Source organism: Winogradskyella sp. SM1960, from assembly GCF_020179375.1.
GTDB classification, from domain to species: Bacteria; Bacteroidota; Bacteroidia; order Flavobacteriales; family Flavobacteriaceae; genus Winogradskyella; species Winogradskyella marina.
On the sequence record NZ_JAICBG010000001.1, the window covers coordinates 1,373,096 to 1,391,219 of the forward strand.

General features: G+C 33.1%; 20 protein-coding genes. 2 read left to right on the forward strand and 18 right to left on the reverse strand.

The window, feature by feature from the left end:
* Positions 1–81: 81 nt before the first annotated feature.
* Entirely contained in the window at positions 82–1,026 is a 945-nt protein-coding gene (locus tag K1X16_RS05835) for a nicotinic acid mononucleotide adenyltransferase (protein ID WP_225035382.1), read from the reverse strand.
* 221 nt (positions 1,027–1,247) lie between these two features.
* Here K1X16_RS05835 and K1X16_RS05840 point away from each other — a divergent pair, with 221 nt between their 5' ends.
* Complete coding sequence (locus tag K1X16_RS05840) at positions 1,248–2,249, forward strand: NAD(P)H-dependent glycerol-3-phosphate dehydrogenase (protein WP_195872498.1); 1,002 nt, start codon at positions 1,248–1,250, stop codon at positions 2,247–2,249.
* Between the two features lie 64 nt (positions 2,250–2,313).
* On the opposite strand, the gene K1X16_RS05845 is transcribed toward K1X16_RS05840, so the two are convergent.
* From K1X16_RS05845 to K1X16_RS05865, 5 genes are all read right to left on the reverse strand, one after another.
* Positions 2,314–2,709, reverse strand: a complete 396-nt coding sequence (locus tag K1X16_RS05845) for a hypothetical protein (RefSeq protein WP_225035383.1) — start codon at positions 2,707–2,709, stop codon at positions 2,314–2,316.
* Positions 2,710–2,742: 33 nt separating this feature from the next.
* Positions 2,743–2,997: a GIY-YIG nuclease family protein gene (locus K1X16_RS05850; protein WP_317196419.1), complete on the reverse strand. Its 255-nt coding sequence runs from the start codon at positions 2,995–2,997 to the stop codon at positions 2,743–2,745.
* A 99-nt stretch (positions 2,998–3,096) separates the two neighbouring features.
* Entirely contained in the window at positions 3,097–4,116 is a 1,020-nt protein-coding gene (gene pheS, locus K1X16_RS05855; protein ID WP_195872500.1) for a phenylalanine--tRNA ligase subunit alpha, read from the reverse strand.
* A 91-nt stretch (positions 4,117–4,207) separates the two neighbouring features.
* Positions 4,208–4,642 (reverse strand): lipocalin family protein, encoded by a 435-nt coding sequence (locus K1X16_RS05860; protein ID WP_225035384.1) that lies wholly within the window; start codon positions 4,640–4,642, stop codon positions 4,208–4,210.
* A gap of 53 nt (positions 4,643–4,695) precedes the next feature.
* The gene (locus tag K1X16_RS05865; protein WP_195872502.1) at positions 4,696–5,052 is read right to left on the reverse strand and encodes a hypothetical protein; all 357 of its coding nucleotides are present in this window, start codon (positions 5,050–5,052) and stop codon (positions 4,696–4,698) included.
* A gap of 199 nt (positions 5,053–5,251) precedes the next feature.
* Between K1X16_RS05865 and K1X16_RS05870 the strand changes: the two genes are divergently transcribed.
* Positions 5,252–5,773 carry a CvpA family protein gene (locus tag K1X16_RS05870; RefSeq protein ID WP_225035385.1) on the forward strand — a complete coding sequence of 174 codons (522 nt, stop codon included), beginning with the start codon at positions 5,252–5,254 and terminating at the stop codon, positions 5,771–5,773.
* Positions 5,774–5,804: 31 nt separating this feature from the next.
* Here the strand turns inward: K1X16_RS05870 and K1X16_RS05875 are convergent, their stop codons facing one another.
* From K1X16_RS05875 to K1X16_RS05930, 12 genes are all read right to left on the reverse strand, one after another.
* Positions 5,805–6,431 (reverse strand): carbonic anhydrase, encoded by a 627-nt coding sequence (locus K1X16_RS05875; protein WP_225035386.1) that lies wholly within the window; start codon positions 6,429–6,431, stop codon positions 5,805–5,807.
* 176 nt (positions 6,432–6,607) lie between these two features.
* Positions 6,608–7,237 (reverse strand): carbonic anhydrase family protein, encoded by a 630-nt coding sequence (locus K1X16_RS05880; protein WP_225035387.1) that lies wholly within the window; start codon positions 7,235–7,237, stop codon positions 6,608–6,610.
* A gap of 78 nt (positions 7,238–7,315) precedes the next feature.
* Positions 7,316–8,908 carry a SulP family inorganic anion transporter gene (locus K1X16_RS05885; protein WP_225035388.1) on the reverse strand — a complete coding sequence of 531 codons (1,593 nt, stop codon included), beginning with the start codon at positions 8,906–8,908 and terminating at the stop codon, positions 7,316–7,318.
* 89 nt (positions 8,909–8,997) lie between these two features.
* Positions 8,998–9,291, reverse strand: coding sequence for a hypothetical protein (locus tag K1X16_RS05890; protein WP_225035389.1), 294 nt, complete (start codon positions 9,289–9,291; stop codon positions 8,998–9,000).
* Positions 9,292–9,339: 48 nt separating this feature from the next.
* Positions 9,340–10,098, reverse strand: coding sequence for a tetratricopeptide repeat protein (locus K1X16_RS05895; RefSeq protein ID WP_195872507.1), 759 nt, complete (start codon positions 10,096–10,098; stop codon positions 9,340–9,342).
* 1 nt (position 10,099) lies between these two features.
* On the reverse strand, positions 10,100–11,869 hold the full coding sequence (locus K1X16_RS05900) for a BatD family protein (RefSeq protein WP_225035390.1): 1,770 nt from the start codon (positions 11,867–11,869) through the stop codon (positions 10,100–10,102).
* A gap of 23 nt (positions 11,870–11,892) precedes the next feature.
* Positions 11,893–12,408, reverse strand: a complete 516-nt coding sequence (locus K1X16_RS05905; RefSeq protein ID WP_225035391.1) for a hypothetical protein — start codon at positions 12,406–12,408, stop codon at positions 11,893–11,895.
* A gap of 19 nt (positions 12,409–12,427) precedes the next feature.
* Complete coding sequence (locus K1X16_RS05910; RefSeq protein ID WP_225035392.1) at positions 12,428–13,282, reverse strand: tetratricopeptide repeat protein; 855 nt, start codon at positions 13,280–13,282, stop codon at positions 12,428–12,430.
* A gap of 70 nt (positions 13,283–13,352) precedes the next feature.
* Positions 13,353–14,390 (reverse strand): vWA domain-containing protein, encoded by a 1,038-nt coding sequence (locus tag K1X16_RS05915; protein ID WP_195872511.1) that lies wholly within the window; start codon positions 14,388–14,390, stop codon positions 13,353–13,355.
* Positions 14,383–15,387 (reverse strand): vWA domain-containing protein, encoded by a 1,005-nt coding sequence (locus tag K1X16_RS05920; protein WP_195872512.1) that lies wholly within the window; start codon positions 15,385–15,387, stop codon positions 14,383–14,385. Before K1X16_RS05920 ends, K1X16_RS05915 begins: the two co-directional genes overlap by 8 nt.
* Positions 15,387–17,027, reverse strand: a complete 1,641-nt coding sequence (locus tag K1X16_RS05925) for a hypothetical protein (RefSeq protein ID WP_410529986.1) — start codon at positions 17,025–17,027, stop codon at positions 15,387–15,389. The genes K1X16_RS05920 and K1X16_RS05925 overlap by 1 nt, the downstream gene beginning before the upstream one ends.
* A gap of 165 nt (positions 17,028–17,192) precedes the next feature.
* On the reverse strand, positions 17,193–18,056 hold the full coding sequence (locus K1X16_RS05930) for a DUF58 domain-containing protein (protein WP_195872513.1): 864 nt from the start codon (positions 18,054–18,056) through the stop codon (positions 17,193–17,195).
* Positions 18,057–18,124 lie beyond the last annotated feature (68 nt).

Consider the following 18,124-nt stretch of genomic DNA (forward strand, 5'->3'; position numbering starts at 1 on the left):
CAGTAAAACAAGTGTTTTATCTGAGCGTTTTGAAACTAAATAACCAACCAAAATTTAGTTTCATTTGTATTATTGTTATACTTAAATGTTTCGTGTATTCGTCCTTGTGTTTTCTACTTTCTTAGTTTTTTGCTTACGCTTTTTAGATCTATCAACTTCGGCAGTAGACTTTCCTTCTTCATTCGTACTTCTGTAATACTGTATATATCCATGGCCTGTAAATTCATACACTGTTCCAGAGTTCGTATGGTACAACTCTATTGTACTATCATTAATAACGTTTAATTCGAAGTATTCATTGTCAAAGAAATCATAATCTAATGTTAATGTTTTTGAGTAGTTATTTCCAGAGACATTTCCAATACCATAATCGCCAGTATAATCCCAATAAATGTTATTTGTATTGTACACATTTTGATCCTGAGAGCTTCTAAACGTGGCATCATTTCCACCAGATAAGAATTGTAAATAATTTTCATTATCAAAATCGTTTAAAGCTCCGTAATTACTGGTATATGTTTTTCCCCAAGCCTCATATTCTTGTAAAAAATAATGAATGTTATCATAGAAGATATAATCATAATCAAAGTTAGATTTCTGGTAACCATCTAAGAAATAAGACGTGTCATTATACGGATTGTATAATTCAATGGTATTATTATCTATTTGGTACACATCAAAACTATCAAAACCATCGATAATGTGATTGACATCCAAAATCATATCATAAGCATCGTAATACCCTATTTCAACGCCATAACCATTACCCTGATTTCCAAAGCCAACCAAGTTATTATTCGCATATAAACGACCATTATTAAAAGACACGGTAAACGCAATCTGCAAAAATGGGGTTTCCCCATAACCTTGGGTAGAATTGATATCAACATACCATAAATCATAAGAATTCAACAACTGATTTAACGAAATTGTTGGTTCCTCTATATAATGTGTTTCCTCTACATAACAAGAGGTAAATAATGTTGCAATAAATGCAAATCCTAATAGTAGTTTTATAGTCTTCATAATCTAACGGTTTTAAGGTTATATTATGGATAGTTTCAAAACGTGTGCCAAAAATATTTTTCACTTTTTTTCTCGCAAAGATGCAAAGGCGTAAAGTTGCACATATTAATCTTTGCGGCTTCTCGCCTTTGCGAGGTTCTTAAGGGTTTTAAGCTTCACTTAACATTAGTCTATCATTAAAAGTTTCCTTATTTTTGATTTAGTAAATAGACATAATCACTATGAGTAATACTACAAAATATGCTGTTTTTGGCGCAGGAAGTTGGGCCACTGCCATTGTTAAAATGCTATCCGAAAATTTAGATGAAATTGGTTGGTACATGCGTAGCGTTTATACCAAAGAGCACCTTTTAAAAGAACAACATAATCCGAGTTATTTAAGTTCGGTTGAATTTAAAACAGAACAATTAAAACTCAGTAACGATATTAATGAAATTGCAGATTGGGCAGATGTACTCATTTTTGTTATTCCCTCTGCTTTTATTCATGGTGAACTACAAAAACTTACTACAGACATTAGTGAAAAAACTATCGTGTCTGCAGTAAAAGGTATTATGCCAGAAACCGGAAAATTAGTAGGTGAGCATTTTCACGATGAATACAACATTCCATTCGGAAACATCGCTGCTATTGCTGGTCCATGCCATGCAGAAGAAGTTGCTTTAGAGCGTTTATCGTATCTTACTATTGCATGCGACGATTCTAAAAAAGCTCAGGCTATTGCAGATAGCTTATCTAGCGATTATATAAAAACAAAAATTAGCGATGACATTATTGGTGTAGAATATGCTGTAATGCTGAAAAACATTTATGCTATTGCTGCCGGAATAGCTCATGGTTTAGGTTATGGCGATAATTTTCAAAGTGTCTTAATGAGTAATGGGATTAGAGAAATGAAACGCTTTATCAAAAAGATGCATAAGATGAAGCGAAACATTAACAATTCGGCTTATTTGGGTGATTTATTAGTAACTGGTTATTCCATTTTTTCTCGAAACCGTATGTTTGGAAACATGATTGGTAAAGGCTACACCGTAAAATCTGCACAGATGGAAATGAATATGGTGGCTGAAGGCTATTATGCTACTAAAAGCGCGTATTTACTAAACGAAAAGAATAATAAAAAGACAAAACTTCCTATAATTAATGCTGTTTACGAAATTTTGTATGAGAATAAGAATCCTAAAAAGGTGTTTACGAAATTGACGGACAAGTTGGATTGATTTTTTAGATCTTAGCTGTTAGCCTTTTACTTTTAGCTAAAAGCAGAGAGCTAACAGCTAAATGCTATTTCACCAAAACACCCTTCAACTGCATCAAAGGAACTGTTTGCAAAGCTTTTTCGTTTATTGTGTTTTTTCTAAACAAGTATGTTTTATCAAACATTTGGTTACCTTCAAAAAACGTGATTTTAAACTCGTTATTGAGTTCTAATACTTTTTCCTGTAAGTATTCAATTTTTGCGTAACTTCTTGCTGGTAGTTTTGCAATAGTGTGTCGCATTACTGGTGTAAGTTTCTTATCATTATAACCTCTAGACACAATTAGAACGGTTTCTAAATCTTGGTCACTGTTGTTAATGATATAGGCGTTCCAGTCTAGAGTTTTGTATTCTATATGTTGTTCTTGCACTACAGCAACGTGTACGTCTTTTACTTCTGGTATATTAATGTCTTTCTTCATTTAATATTGTCATTTCGAGCTTGCCGAGAAATCTCAAATTTTATCATTAAGAAAATTCCAATTCGGATTTTGAAGGTTAATTAAGAATTCTTTTTTCGCTCTATTCCACTTTTTAAGTTGTTTTTCTCTATTAATTGCTGTTTCTACATCTGTGAAATGTTCATAATAGATAAGATATTTGCATTTATATTTATGAGAGAAAGATTTGGAATGTGCTTCAGGATTATTGTGGTAGTATAGTCTATCAACTAAATTATTGGTAACGCTAAAGTACGGTTTTGTTTTTATTGGTTATTATATAGACGAAATAGTTATGATCAGCATTTATCTTTGACATATTTTTTAAAATCTATGAGATTTCTCGGCAAGCTCGAAATGACAAAACAATTACAATGCACTCTTAAACTGCTCTAAAAATCTCACATCATTCTCACTCAATAACCTAATATCACCAATCTGGTTTAGTAACATTGCAATACGGTCTATTCCCATACCAAAAGCAAAACCTGAATATTCTTTAGAATCGATACCGCAATTCTCCAATACATTTGGATCTACCATTCCGCAACCCATTATTTCTAACCAACCTGTTCCTTTGGTTATTTTGTAATCGGTTTCGGTTTCTAATCCCCAATATACATCGACCTCAGCACTTGGTTCTGTAAACGGAAAGTATGAAGGGCGCAATCTAATCTTAGATTTCCCAAACATTTCGGTTGTAAAATATTGAAGTGTTTGTTTTAAATCGGCAAAACTCACATCTTTATCAATATACAAGCCTTCTACTTGGTGGAAAAAACAATGTGAACGAGCAGAAATCGCCTCATTTCTATATACGCGACCTGGTGAAATTGTACGAATTGGTGGTTGGTTATTCTCCATATAACGCACTTGTACAGAACTGGTATGCGTACGTAATAAAATATCTGGATCAGTTTGAATAAAGAACGTATCCTGCATATCTCTTGCCGGATGGTATTCTGGCAAATTCAACGCTGTAAAGTTATGCCAATCATCCTCAATTTCTGGACCTTCGCTAACGTTAAAACCAATACGTGAAAAGATATCGATAATCTCATTTTTAACAATAGATATCGGATGACGCGCACCAATAGCAATCGGTTCGCCTGGACGCGATAAATCACCATAGATACCTTTTTCTTCTTCCTGATTTTCTAAAGCTTCTTTTAAGTCATTTACTTTAGTTTCGGCTGTGTTTTTAAGCTCATTAATTATTTGTCCGAATTCTCTTTTCTGATCGTTCGCTACATTTTTTAATTCGCCATAAAACGCTTTTAAATGCCCTTTTGAACCTAAATATTTAATTCTAAAGGCTTCAACCTCTTCTTTTGATTGTGCTTTAAAAGCTTCTGCTTCTGCTATAAGTTCTTTTATCTTGTCTATCATGGTTTCTAAAAGTAGAGGGCAAATTTAATGATTTTATACAAAAAAAACGCCTCCAATATGAAGGCGTTTTTATCTATTTTATAAAAACTGATTATTGTTTGATAAAAACGTCTTTAAACGTCATGTCATCTGAGGTATCATCAGGTGTTTCATTATCGTAAAAATCTTCAAAATAAAACGTATTGTTTTCAAAAATTATTTCTTTTGTAGCAACATCATTTTCAATATATTGCGTATAAAATCCATCTCCATCATTTGACCATGTTGATGAAATAGATTCATCTAATAAGCAATTACCATCCATATCTTCATCAAAATAGATATACTCAAATGTTCCATTTGAATTAAAAATTAAAGTTTCTTCTTTTTCACAATCAGTAACAGTTTGTTCAACTCCATTTTCGAAATATTTATGATATTTCCATGTTCCAACGATAGGATCTATTGAAGCATCATCATCGTTATTACTGCTACATGAAGCAAATACAAGTGCAAAAACACTTAATAGTAAAAATACTTTTTTCATAGTTAACTCTATTTTTTTAATTAACATTTTTAATACAACTCAAAGTAATTAGTTTAGGTAATGTAATCCGATTCAACAAAATAATTAACAATCGCCTCTTTCATCAGTACACTTTGCTCACCAGCTTTTAGATGTGGTAACTGCGCTAGTACTTTGTAGTGTGGCCAACCCTCTTCATCTACATAATCAAATTCATAAAACCCATAAGGTTCTAACACCTTACAAATTGCAATATGCATTAAATCTAATTTGTGGTCTTTTTTATATTCGCGATGTAACTGACCTAGCTCTTGTACACCGATAAGGTATATTATAGAATCGAGATCTAATTGGTCGCCATCTGCAAATTGGTTAGAGAGTTTTTCTACTACCAAGTCCCATCGTTCTTTTAATTGTTCGTCTCTTGCCATGCTCACTTCCCATATTATCGGGAATCTCTTTAAATATTATACTTCTTTTAATTCGTTTAAAGTTTCAAATTCGAGTTCGAGTTCGAGTTCGAGTTCGAGTTCTTTAAAGTCATCAAAGTTAATAAACTAAAGCCTTATGATTTCCGTTATTATATTAAAATGGTAAAATTCATGTACTTTTGTTTAAACCGCTAGTTGTATGAGTATTATTGACATTATTTTAGCTGCCCTTTTATTGTTTGGATTTATACGTGGCTTATTCAAAGGATTGTTTGTAGAGGTCGCGTCGTTATTAGCTTTAGTGTTAGGGGTTTGGGGAGCCATTCACTTTAGTGGATTTGCTGCTGGCATTTTAGAACCAAATGTTGATTGGAACGAAAAAACCATGAATATCGTAGCCTTTGCCATCACTTTTGTAGTGATTGTTTTAGCCATTGGCTTAGCTGGTAAAGCCTTAACCAAACTCGCTAATTTCGCAGCTTTAGGTATTGTTAATAAACTAGCAGGTGGTGTTTTTGGTGCCCTTAAAATTGGAATGATTCTGAGTGTACTACTAGGTGTTTTTCATAAAATGAATAATACGCTTCCATTTATGGAACAAGAAGATTTAGAAAATAGTATGCTGTACGACCCTGTAAAGGCTTTAGCTCCCATAATTTTTCCTTCAATTATAAAAAGTGAGTCTGAAGAAAACCTTGAAGAAGTAGACAAAGAAGCATAAAAAAAAGCCACGCTTTCGGGTGGCTTTCCTATTAATCTAAGTGATAGATTTCCATAATATCTTTGAGATATTTTTCAAAATTAATTTTTAAATCGATAAGCTTTCCGGTGTGAACATCAAACACCCAACCGTGCACTTTTAATCCTCTATCTCTATATGCCTTTTGTACTGCTGCTGTTTTAATTAAATTAACACATTGCTCTTGTACATTTAACTCTACTAATCGGTCGTATTTTTTATCTTCACATTCAATAGCGTTGAGTTCCTCGCGATGCATTCTATACACATCTCTAATGTTTCTTAACCATCCATTTAACACACCCAAATCAGCAGATTGCATGGCTGCCTTTACACCTCCACAGGCAAAATGACCACAAACAACAACGTGCTTTACTTCTAAGTGCGTTACAGCATAGTTAACAACAGACATGCCATTTGCATCTGTACCAACCACCATATTAGCAATATTTCTATGTACAAAAACTTCACCAGGACCTAATCCCATTAAATCTTCTGCAGTAACACGACTGTCTGAACAGCCTATAAATAATAAATCTGGATTTTGTCCTTTACCTAATTCTTCAAAGTAATTTGAATCAACAGCAAGTTTATTCTTAATCCATTTTTCATTGTTTTTAAACACATTATTCAAGTCCATAATATTGTATGAGGGCGTTAATAGAAACTATACTTTCTTCAAATTTAATGAAAATACAGCCTTTAATGGTTACTTCTAACATTCATATGACAATAGTTTTATTTCAACGATAAAAAAAAACAGCATTAACGCTACTGTCAATGCTGTTTTTCTAATCGTTTTTTTTTTGAATTTAGTTATTCAAAAAAAGTGACTGCTCCTGAATTAACATCGTACATAGCTCCGATAATTTTTATCTCACCGTTTTTTTCCATTTCAGAAAGTACTGGACTTTCTGCATGAATTCTATCGATAGTTAAATCGACATTCATGTGAGATACATTATCTACAAATTCTAAATTCTTAGAAGTTCTTAACTCTGGATCTTTAGGTTCTTTAACAGCCTCAACAGCTGGAGTGATTTTTTCAATAAGCTTCGTTAAATTGCCTAATTTAGCATTGTCGCAAGCTCCTTTAATAGCACCACAACTTGTGTGGCCTAATACCACAATAAGCTTTGTGCCCGCAAGTTTAGATGCAAATTCCATGCTACCTAAAATATCTTCATTTACAAAGTTCCCTGCAATACGTACACTAAAAATATCTCCTAAACCTTGGTCAAAAACCAATTCGGCTGATACTCTAGAGTCTATACAACTCAAAATTGTTGCAAAAGGAAATTGTCCTTCACTGGTGTCATTTACCTGCTCTAATAAATTTCTATTTGCTTTTAAGTTATTTTGAAATCTTACATTTCCTTCTTTTAAATATTGTAATGACTTTTCTGGTGTCATTGTTGATTGGGTTTCTCTTGTATGTGCTTTCATGTTTTTCTTTTTATTCTTAAAGGTCACTGAGACCAATGTTACTGCGTTAAATTAATTGTTTTGACTTTTCTAAATGAATTAACTTAAACTGATTTTAGATTTTGGCCTCAATTGAAAAAACTCAATAAAACTTGGAGGATTTTCAACAATTCCACGTTTAGATATTAACTTGATATCAATATTTTTTTCTTTTGCTTTAAAAGCAAAATCTTCGAGAATTTCAATTATATCATAATCGAGAAATCTTGTTTTAGTTACGTCAAATTCTAAATAAGAATCTCTTGGTAACTTATCTAATTCTTTTAAGATAGCACCTTTGTTAAAGAAGGTTACTTCTTCAGCTAACACCATCTTAAATTTTGATTTTCCGTTACTTTTATCTTCAATATGAAGAAAATGAGAATTTTGATAACTTTTTAATAGTATTACAACGATACCAACTAGTAAACCTAACCCGATACCTACTAATAAATCTGTAAAAACGATTCCTATTACGGTTACAAAAAATGGGATAGATTGTTTCCATCCTAATCCGTACATTTTCTTAAATAATGATGGTTTAGCTAACTTGTATCCTACTATCAATAAAATTGCTGCTAACACTGATAACGGAATTTTATTAAGTAACGTAGGAATTAAAATTACCGAGATTAAAAGTAAAAACCCGTGTAATATGGTTGACAACTTTGTTTTACCACCAGATTGAATATTGGCAGAACTTCTTACAATAACTTGTGTAATTGGTAAACCTCCAACTAAACCTGATAAAACATTACCAGTACCTTGAGCTAACAACTCTCTATTTGTTGGAGTTACGTTTTTATCTGGATCTATTTTATCTGATGCTTCTACACATAACAAAGTCTCTAAACTAGCGACTAGGGCAATAGTAAAGGCAACAATCCACACTTCTGGATTAGTAATTGCCGAAAAATTAGGAAAACTAAACTGACCGATAAATGAATCTAAATCTTCAGGAATTGGAACACTAACCATGTGAGCAGAACCTATAGCAAATACATCGTTATTTTGAGTTATGGTAAAAAATATAATACCTAAAACGACAACTACAAAAGGGCCTTGAATAATTTCAAAAAACTTCCCTTTTTTGCTAAAAACTTTATCCCAAAGAATTAAGAGCAACAAACTAATAATTCCTATTAAGGCTGCACCAGGTTGGATATTACCAAATATCGCAATTAATTCTGAAAAGGTATTACCACCATCTATTTCAAAAAATTCTAAATCCCAAGCAGAATTTTCATCATAACCAAAAAAGTTAGGGATTTGCTTTAAAATAATGATAATTCCAATTCCGGTAAGCATACCTTTAATCACAGAGGAAGGGAAATAATATCCAATAATACCAGCTTTTAAAACACCAAAAATTAACTGAATAACTCCACCTAATACAACAGCGACTAAAAAGTTTTCGTAGCCACCTAAAGTACCAATGGCTGTTAAAACTATAGCTGCTAAACCTGCTGCAGGTCCACTAACTCCGATTTTAGAACCACTTAAGGCTCCAACTACAATTCCTCCAATAATTCCAGCAATTAAACCAGAGAAAAGAGGTGCTCCACTGGCTAAGGCAATACCTAAACATAAAGGTAATGCAACGAAAAATACAACGATACTTGCAGGCAAGTCGCTTTTTAATGTTTTAAACATTTGATATAAAGATTTTATGCTATTGAATAGACTTCAATAGTTATTTTAATATTTTTTTTGGGGACAATAAATGCCTAACGAATAAAATATTAAATAAAATCGGGTGGTGGAGATATTAAATTGAGATGTGGTTTTGGATACTGTTTATACATATATCCTACACCATGTGTATTTGAACAATCATCAAATAATGTATTAGATTCTTGGTCAGTATTTTTAAAAACCAATTTTACATTATGATTTTCTTCCTCTTCTACAATACTATAAAATGAAGTGACATCTGTTGTGTCATCAAACGACACAATAATAGTAGGTGCAGAAATGAGTGCCATTAATACAATGGCAAAAAATACAGCGGATTGATATATGTATTTCTGAAACATAAGCCGCAAATATAATACGTTTGATGTTAGCGAACTGTTAAATAAGTTCTAAAAAGTTTTCAATAATTTGATGTCTTTAGCAGGAATCCAACCTGTAGAATTATCGGAAAGTTTAATTTCGTTCCAGTCCTCATACGCCTTTATAACCTGAACTTTAGTGCCTTCATGCAGTCTAAAAACCTCTTCACTAGTAGGATTAGGGTCAGATTTCACTCTACTTTCTTGTGCAAAAATAATAGCAGGATTATCTTTTTTATTTAAACCCTCTTTTTGAAATGCCATAATTATAGAAATACAACCCACAAATAAACTTACAATACTCGTTACAAAAGCAATTCGTTTTTTAGAACTGGAATATGAAAAGTGATAAGCCAAAAATATAATGACAAACAATAGCACACCTCCTATTGCAATCTTAGCCCAAGTATCTGTATTAAAAGTGTTAACGACATTATTTATAATTCTTGAAAAACCAACATCTGGCACTTTATCAATGGCATCAATCGTCATGTTTTGTGCAAATGCCAAATTATTTTTAATGTCCTCGTCGTTAGGATCTAATAGCAGAGCTTTTTCAAAATAATATATACTTGGTGCAATATTATTGAGTTTATAATTGGCATTTCCTAAGTTGTAATATAATTCTGCCGAATGTTCTTTTGAACCTAAAATAGATTCATATTTATCAATAGCTTCCGCAAATTTACCATCGTTATATAAGGTATTGGCTTCACTAAATATTTTATCGTTTTGCGCAAAACCAAAAAGGCTAAAACAACAGAACAGTAAGAAGGTAATCGCTCTCATATTATCTAAGTTGTTTATCTATTAATGAAATTGTCTTTGCTGCTTTATCATAATCATTCTGCATAGTAACTTGCGCAATAGGTGTGTAACGTGCCAATTCACAATTTTCTAATATTGAAATAAAATCTGAAACAACCTCTTTTTCAACTTTTCGTTCTGATAATAAGCTTTCAATTTTTTCTTTATTAAAATCGCTCGTTTCAATATTTAATTTTGCTTTTAAATAATTATGAAGTGCTTTTTCTAAGGCTAAATAAAACGATTCTTTTTGTCCCATCGCTTTTTTAGCTTCACTTAAATATTTTTTAGCCAATCTGTCGGCTTTTCTAATACGATTTCCTTGTACATCTGCATCGCGTGCATCTTTTTTACGCCTTACCACAATAGCTAACGGAATCGCTAAAAATGGGACTAATAACAAGGACCAAAACCCGGTAGACTTAAAAAAGGGCTCCGACTCTATGCTTAACCAATTAGAATTGGTTTTTATAAATGCAAATGTATTGGTATTAGTATTAACAGTCTGTTTAGTATCTGCCGTCGTAGCTTCTTCATTAGTTACAGCTGCCGTTGGCCCTTCTAAAACATCTATAACAATGTCATCTGAAGTAATACGCTTATAGCTTTCGGTCGCTAAATCAAAATAAGAAAATGATATATTGGGTACAGGATACTTCCCTTTATACTGTGGTACAATAGTGTACGTATCCGAAATTTTACCTTGCATACCAGTGATATTGGTACGAATATTTTCTTGGTGTTCTGGTTCGTAAACTTCTAATGAACTTGGAACGGTAAGTTTTGGCAATTCAAACAGTTTTAAATTCCCTTTACCTGAAACTTCTATTTTTGCTTGAAGCGATTCTGTAGCATTCAACTGTGATTTGGTCGTTGATACTTTAAAATCATAATTCCCAACGGCTCCTTTAAAGTCTGATGGTTTCCCTTCTTCTGGCAATGCCTTAACATTAATTGTTCTACTACCCGCTGTAACTACTCTAGGCACTCGAGTTAATAATGATCTCCCAAAAATATCCGTACGTTCTGATGGTACTTCTACGGTAACATCCATTACTAAAGGCTCTAATTTTAGAGCTCCGATTTTTTGAGGATAAAGTACCGTCTTTCTAAGAATTACATATCTATACTCTTCTCCTTTATACTCTCCAACGTGAACAGGAAAACCTTTAATTTCAATATTTTGACTCCAGAAGTCGTTATATCTTGGAATATCTTTTTCTCTCCAATTATTTACACCTGTATGTTTTGAAACATATAATTTATAAACTACAGTTATAGCTTCATTTAAATACGGATTAGACTTAGACACCTCTGCGACTAAGTGTATATTTTCAGCAGCAACATCTGAGGCCGCTGCTTTTCCGTTAGGTTTGCTTACTGCTGCAGTGACATTAACCGTAATAGGAAATGTTTTATATGTGTCACCTTCTATCTCAATGGTTGCCTGCTTTATAGTAAAGTTTCCACGTTTTTTTGGTGCTAAAAAATAACTATATGTTTTTTTAAAAGAACGTTTACCGTTTACGTACTGATGACTTACGGAAGTATTTGGTCCGCCAACAACATCAAAATCTGAGAAACTAGGTGGCACAAAATTGTCTCCATCTTGGTTCATTTCAAAATCGATGCGCAAACGCTCGTTAATTCCTAACTTCTTCTTGCTCACTTTTGCTTCAAATTTTACCTGTGCAGTAGCAATACTTGTAGCAAGTATTAGAAATAATATTGATATGTTTTTAATTAATTTCATTTTTTGAGGCTATTACCTAAACGTTAGATAACATTAATTACAACATTATTTGTTTTAATTGTTCTATTTACTTTTTCCATAATAAATCTGCCAAACTCATCATTTTCTGTTGAAGGAATGTTAGCAGTAACATTTAAATTTAAGCCCTCTAAAACAAATGTGCCTTTCTGTTTTGGCTTTAGTACAGAGGTCTTAAACACCACGAGTCGGTACTTTTCCTTATTTAAAATCTCATTTTCTACATTAAAATTAGAAAGCTTAATATTTTCAACTTCAAAATCTTCTGTTGTTAAATCGTTTTGCTCTTCATAATTAGAAATACCTATATCATGAGATACGTAAAGCTTAAAATTAATACTTAAACTGTCTTTGAGTTTTATAGTAGAATTAGAAGCTTCTGCTACCACATGAACACCTTGATCGAACTTAGAAATTAATACGTTCTCCGTACTTGAATTTGTATCAGATTTAGTTTGCGCAGAAGTCATGCTCGTTACAAGCATTAAGAAAATTATTAATCCGTTTTTTAATAAATTCATATGTATTGACTTTAAACGTTTACCAATCCTTATCCGTTTTTACTTTAGCGCCTTTTTGTTTCTCAGCATTCATTTTTTCTTGCACCTTTTGTTCCTGATTTTGCATCGCTTCTAAAATATTCTTTATCTGTTGAGGCGACATTTGACCTGGTTTTGGTTTAGGTTGTTGGTTGTTGTCTTTGTTATCTTCCTCACCTTTTCCATCGTCCTTTTTGTCGTCTTTTGGCTTTCCATCTTCATCCTTATCCTGGTCACCATCTTTTTTATCCTGATCGCCTTCGTCCTTCTTATCTTGGTCGTCTTTATTTTCGTTTTCGTCCTTGTTTTCGTCGTCCTTCTTTTGCTCGTCTTCCTTGTTCTGTTCGTTATCTTTGTTTTCGTCTTCTTTATTGTCTTCACCTCCACCATCTTGCTGTTGTTGGTCGGCACATTCTTTTGCTAAGGCAAAATTATAACGCGATTCTTCATCAAACGGATTGTTTCTCAATGCATTCTTATAAGCTTCAACGGCTTCTTTACATTGCTCATTTTGCATTAAGATATTACCAATATTATGAAATGCTCTATGTTTTTCATCTTTTGTAGTGGCATTATTTGCTGCTTCTTGGCTTCTATATAAAGCTTCATTAAAGCTTCCTTTTTTATAATAAGTATGTGCTAAATTATAAGCTCCTGTAGCTTTGGTTGGTGCTTCAGAAATGGCTTTTCTATATTCCATTTCAGCCCCAACAAAATTGTCTTCACTGACCAATTCATTCGCTTTATAAACTAAATTTGTCGCGTTTTTGTCGGCCTTTAATTGCTCCTTACTGAGGTCTTGAGAAAACCCAAAACTTCCAACTAAACATGTTATGAGTAAAATATAAAACTTCATAGGTGTGTGTTAATTATAAAAACGACCTCTAAATTACTAAAGCCCTATCAGACTTAGCGTTAAAGAAAATTTAAAAATTCTCATTAAACAGGTTAAGTTTCTTTAACCAAGCTGTTTTCCGTTCTAAAAAGAAGATATCAATGAATAATAGTAGAATTCCGAATGCCAAAAACCACTGAAACTGATCTTTAAAATCTGCGATTTGCTTCGATTCAAATTCTTGCTTATCCATTTTATCTAATTCATCTTTTATAGTATTTACAACATCTGCTGTATTTTTTCCATTGATATAAACTCCGTTGGCTTCTGAAGCAATCTCTTTTAAAGTAGTTTCGTCTAAACGTGTAATTACAGTTTCACCTTGGTTATCCTTTTTGTAGTTGAGAACAACTCCATTACGTTTTATAGGGATTGGACCTCCTTTGACATCACCTACACCAACGGTTAATATTCTTATCCCTTGCTCTGCCGCTTCTTCTGCTACATTTAAAGCTTCTCCATCATGATCTTCACCATCTGAAATAATGATTAACACACGATTGGCCTGATCTTCGTTATCAAAATAGGTTTTAGACAGCTGAATGGCTTCACTGATGGCTGTGCCTTGCGAAGACATCATATCCGTATTCATATTTTGCAAAAACATTTTTGCAGAAGCATGATCTGTTGTAATTGGCAATTGCGGAAATGCTTTACCAGCATACGCAATAATCCCAACACGGTCGCTCACCAAACTATTTACAATTTGTGTAACTAACTGTTTCGATTTATCTAATCGGTTTGGCGCAATATCTTCGGCTAACATACTTTTAGAAACATCTACCGCAAAGACAACATCTACGCCTTCACTACGAACGGTTTCCAATTTGGTACCAATTTTTGGGTTAACCAATGCCAACGACAAACACGCAAAAGCTGTGCAAAGCACTAATACTTTTAATACACTTTTAAATAGTGATTGATTAGGACTTAAACGCTTTAACAACGCAGAGTCTGCAAATTTTTTCTGTGCAGAACGTCTCCACAGTTGCAGCGCTACAAACAGTAAAATGATTACCGGAATTACCAGTAACGTCCAAAACCATATACTTTCATCGAGTCTAAACAAAGCTTCTAAATTTTGTGTGTCGCAATATTAATTCTATCAATAATAATAATCCTGCCAATAGCACTAATGGCCTGTATTTTTCGTCGTAATTATAATATTTTGTTTCTTCTATTTCCGTTTTTTCAAGCTTATTGATTTCGTCATAGATTTGTGCTAACTTATCATTATTTGTTGCTCTAAAATACTCTCCTCCTGTTTCTTCTGCAATTTCTTTTAATAAGGCTTCATCAATTTCCACTTGCATTCTTCCATATCTAAAGGTTCCATTAGAATTAAAACCAATTGGCGACAATGCCATGCCATTTGTTCCTAAACCAATAGTGTACACTTTAATACCATATTCAACCGCCAATTCGCTCGCAATTTTTGGGTCTATAAATCCTGAATTATTAACACCATCTGTAAGTAAAATAATAACCTTACTCTTAGCTCTACTGTCTTTTAATCGATTAACAGACGTGGCTAAACCCATACCAATGGCTGTTCCACCTTCAATAATAGAATTGTAATTAATATCTCTCAACGATCGTTTTACAATAGATTTATCACTTGTTATAGGTGTTTTAGTATAAGCTTCACCAGCATACTCTACTAAACCGATTCTATCATTTGGGCGACCATCAATAAAATCTGCAGCGACTTCTTTTAATGCATCTAATCGATTAGGACGTAAATCTTTTGCCAACATACTTGCCGAAACGTCAATGGCCATCACAATATCAATTCCGCTAGTGGTTTTTGTTTTTGTAGATACATCTACAGTTCTTGGTCTTGCTAATGCCGTGATTAAAAGTGCTAACGCAATTAATCGCAATGCAAAAAGAAGGTGTTTAAATTTAGACCAAAATGTCGATGCCCCTTTAAATCCTTTAATACTCGACATTTTTAATTCAGCAGTCTGCTTGCTATGTTTTAAAACATACCAAACTATGGCTATTGGTAAAAGCAGCAATACCCAGAAAAACTCTTTATTTAAAAATTCTATATTCTCTAACATTATTCTTTCTCTTCTTCAGTCTCTTCAGCTTTCAGTTCTATAGAGTCTGTTATCCTTTCAATCATTTCATCTGCATAATCATCGTCTTTAGACCATGTAATTATAATCTGTTGTAAAACGTTTTCATTAGCAAAACATAATAAAGTATACTCTGCATTTATAACATTATCTGTTCCTGGCGCTTTAAAATCAGCGGTGCCAAATGTTTTTAGCCCTTCGGCATTATTAGGTGTAATAAATTTATCGGTCTTAACGACAATATTGGAAGCTCCTTCTTCTTCAAAACTTTTTATGGTTTCTTTCGACACTTCTAATAAATCAAAAGTTGGCTCATCTGCATTCTGTCCTTGTTGCGCTTGTTGTCCTTGTTTTGGCTCGTTTACTGTCGTTGTATTTATAACCACACTAAAGGCATCGAACATGGTTCCATAGGCAAAAGTAGTCATATTGAGTTTCCCTTGTGCTTCTTCCGGAAGTTGAGGGTCTACACGTTTTAAAACTTTAGGTGTCTCAATCCAAACGGGTGGAAAACCATAAGCACTTTTAACCCAATTGCCTTCTAAGAGTTCTTTACTTTCATGACCAATTATGGTGTCTTTTACGTATCCGAAACCATATTTTATACCAAAACCGACAAAAGTTGCGATGATTAGAAATAATGAAATACCAACGGTAATCCAGATTTTTCTGCGCTTCTTTTTACGCTCTTGCGCTTCTTTATATTTTTGGTCTAATAATTTTTCTTCTTCAGAAGGTTCTGGCAAGCTTACTTTAACATGATCAATGGCTTTATCTATTGTAGACTTATCCATTTCTGCAAGTGCTGTATCTGGTGCAGACTTCGCAAACTTTACCAAATCGGCACGTTTTAAAATAGATTCAATATGCTGAATTGTTTCTTTTGAAAGCGGAATTTGATTGCCTTCTTTCAATAAATTTAACCTTGAAACAAGTTCTGATGTTGTACTTTCTAATGCACGATCATAGACTTTTTCATCTAAATATTTTCTAATAATAAAGGTCAATTCTGAATAATACTCTTTGACTTCTGAACGTATTAACAACTGACTTTCATCTAATTTCTGTAATGCCAATTTTGCACGATCGTAAGGTGGTAACAAAGCGATTTCCTCTTCCTCTGTTAATGGTTTAGTTCTCCAAATAAACCAATACAGTAAAAAAGCTACCAACGCAATGGCTAATAAGGCTATTAAAACCCATTTCCACCAATCACTTCCGGGTTCTTCTACTTCTATAATAGGTTTAATATCGTAGAGTTTCTGTTTTGTGGTATCAACCTCAACAGTGCTTACTTCAACGCTTAAAGAATCTGTAAAAAACGGTTGCTCACCAATTATAATTTTTTGTCTTGGAATAGTGTATGCTCCAGAATCGAATTGTGTTAGTTTATAAATTCTTGATAATCGGAAATTTGCTTCAAGTTTTGTTGTATCTATTTTTAAGGCTTCAACATTTTCTAAAGGCATAAAGGTTTGACCTTCTGGAAATACAACTAACGCTAACGAATCTGCTTCGACATTAATTTTATAGTTGATTTGTTCACCAACTCTAATTTTAGTGGTATCTATTTCTGTTGAAACTTGGGCAGAAGCGGAAAAAGAAATAAGAAATAAGAAAATAGAAAATAGACCGAAGACTGAAGACCGAGGATGGAAGACAGATACGTTCTTATTTTTTACTAATATGTTACTTATATATTTTAAACTTTTCACTTTGCGTTTCTTACTTTATACTTTTCACTTTATACTCCTTCATGCTTCACACTTCTAGCTTTGAGCTTATCGTCATCTTCTTTTAAAATAGCCTAAGAGCTTCTTTACATAGCTTTCATCTACTCTACAATCTATAGTTCCGGCTCCAGATTTTGCAAAACTGTCTTTATAGTAGCTTACTTTTTCGTTATAAAATTTGCTATAATTAAGTCTTACTTTTTTAGATGCTGTGTTTACTAACATCACTTCTCCCGTTTCTTCATCTTCCATTTGCACCATGCCTATGTTTGGAATTTCAGCTTCGTGTTTATCGTAAATTCTTATGCCTGTAATATCGTGTCTGCCTGCTGCTATTTTTAGATTTTGCTTGTAATCGTCTGCCACAAAATCTGACATTACAAAAACAATCGCTTTCTTTTTCATAACATTAGACAAAAACTTAAACGCTTCCGCAACGTTTGTTTGTTTACTTTTTGGTTGAAACTCTAGCAGCTCTCTAATAATTCTAAGGACATGCGAGCGCCCTTTCTTAGGCGGAATATAAAGTTCTATTTGATCTGAAAATAAAATGAGTCCTATTTTATCGTTATTCTGAGTGGCCGAAAACGCTAAGGTTGCTGCGATTTCTGTAACGATTTCATCTTTAAACTGATTTTGTGTTCCAAACAACTCACTACCAGACACATCTACCATAAGCATCATGGTAAGCTCTCGTTCTTCTTCAAATACTTTTATGTGAGGTTCATTGGTTCTTGCCGTAACATTCCAATCTATATTTCTTACATCATCACCAAACTGATATTGGCGCACTTCAGAAAACGTCATACCACGACCTTTAAAGGTAGAATGGTATTCTCCTCCAAATATATGATCAGACAGTCGACGTGTCTTAATCTCTATTTTTCGTACTTTTTTTAGAAGTTCTTTAGTATCCATTTTTTCAGTTTGCAGTGAGCAGTCTTCAGTTAGCAGTTACGTATAAATCAGCATTAGAGTTAGCCACT

What these genes read in the sequence shown, in the direction of transcription:
- K1X16_RS05870 (WP_225035385.1), top strand. Translation starts at nt 5,252, where the DNA reads ATGAGTATTATTGACATTATTTTAGCTGCCCTTTTATTGTTTGGATTT.
- K1X16_RS05905 (WP_225035391.1), bottom strand. Translation starts at nt 12,408, where the DNA reads ATGAATTTATTAAAAAACGGATTAATAATTTTCTTAATGCTTGTAACG.
- K1X16_RS05875 (WP_225035386.1), bottom strand. Translation starts at nt 6,431, where the DNA reads ATGGACTTGAATAATGTGTTTAAAAACAATGAAAAATGGATTAAGAAT.
- K1X16_RS05910 (WP_225035392.1), bottom strand. Translation starts at nt 13,282, where the DNA reads ATGAAGTTTTATATTTTACTCATAACATGTTTAGTTGGAAGTTTTGGG.
- K1X16_RS05860 (WP_225035384.1), bottom strand. Translation starts at nt 4,642, where the DNA reads ATGAAAAAAGTATTTTTACTATTAAGTGTTTTTGCACTTGTATTTGCT.
- K1X16_RS05930 (WP_195872513.1), bottom strand. Translation starts at nt 18,056, where the DNA reads ATGGATACTAAAGAACTTCTAAAAAAAGTACGAAAAATAGAGATTAAG.
- K1X16_RS05880 (WP_225035387.1), bottom strand. Translation starts at nt 7,237, where the DNA reads ATGAAAGCACATACAAGAGAAACCCAATCAACAATGACACCAGAAAAG.
- K1X16_RS05835 (WP_225035382.1), bottom strand. Translation starts at nt 1,026, where the DNA reads ATGAAGACTATAAAACTACTATTAGGATTTGCATTTATTGCAACATTA.
- K1X16_RS05890 (WP_225035389.1), bottom strand. Translation starts at nt 9,291, where the DNA reads ATGTTTCAGAAATACATATATCAATCCGCTGTATTTTTTGCCATTGTA.
- K1X16_RS05895 (WP_195872507.1), bottom strand. Translation starts at nt 10,098, where the DNA reads ATGAGAGCGATTACCTTCTTACTGTTCTGTTGTTTTAGCCTTTTTGGT.
- K1X16_RS05920 (WP_195872512.1), bottom strand. Translation starts at nt 15,387, where the DNA reads ATGTTAGAGAATATAGAATTTTTAAATAAAGAGTTTTTCTGGGTATTG.
- K1X16_RS05885 (WP_225035388.1), bottom strand. Translation starts at nt 8,908, where the DNA reads ATGTTTAAAACATTAAAAAGCGACTTGCCTGCAAGTATCGTTGTATTT.
- K1X16_RS05840 (WP_195872498.1), top strand. Translation starts at nt 1,248, where the DNA reads ATGAGTAATACTACAAAATATGCTGTTTTTGGCGCAGGAAGTTGGGCC.
- K1X16_RS05900 (WP_225035390.1), bottom strand. Translation starts at nt 11,869, where the DNA reads ATGAAATTAATTAAAAACATATCAATATTATTTCTAATACTTGCTACA.
- K1X16_RS05865 (WP_195872502.1), bottom strand. Translation starts at nt 5,052, where the DNA reads ATGGCAAGAGACGAACAATTAAAAGAACGATGGGACTTGGTAGTAGAA.
- K1X16_RS05845 (WP_225035383.1), bottom strand. Translation starts at nt 2,709, where the DNA reads ATGAAGAAAGACATTAATATACCAGAAGTAAAAGACGTACACGTTGCT.
- pheS (WP_195872500.1), bottom strand. Translation starts at nt 4,116, where the DNA reads ATGATAGACAAGATAAAAGAACTTATAGCAGAAGCAGAAGCTTTTAAA.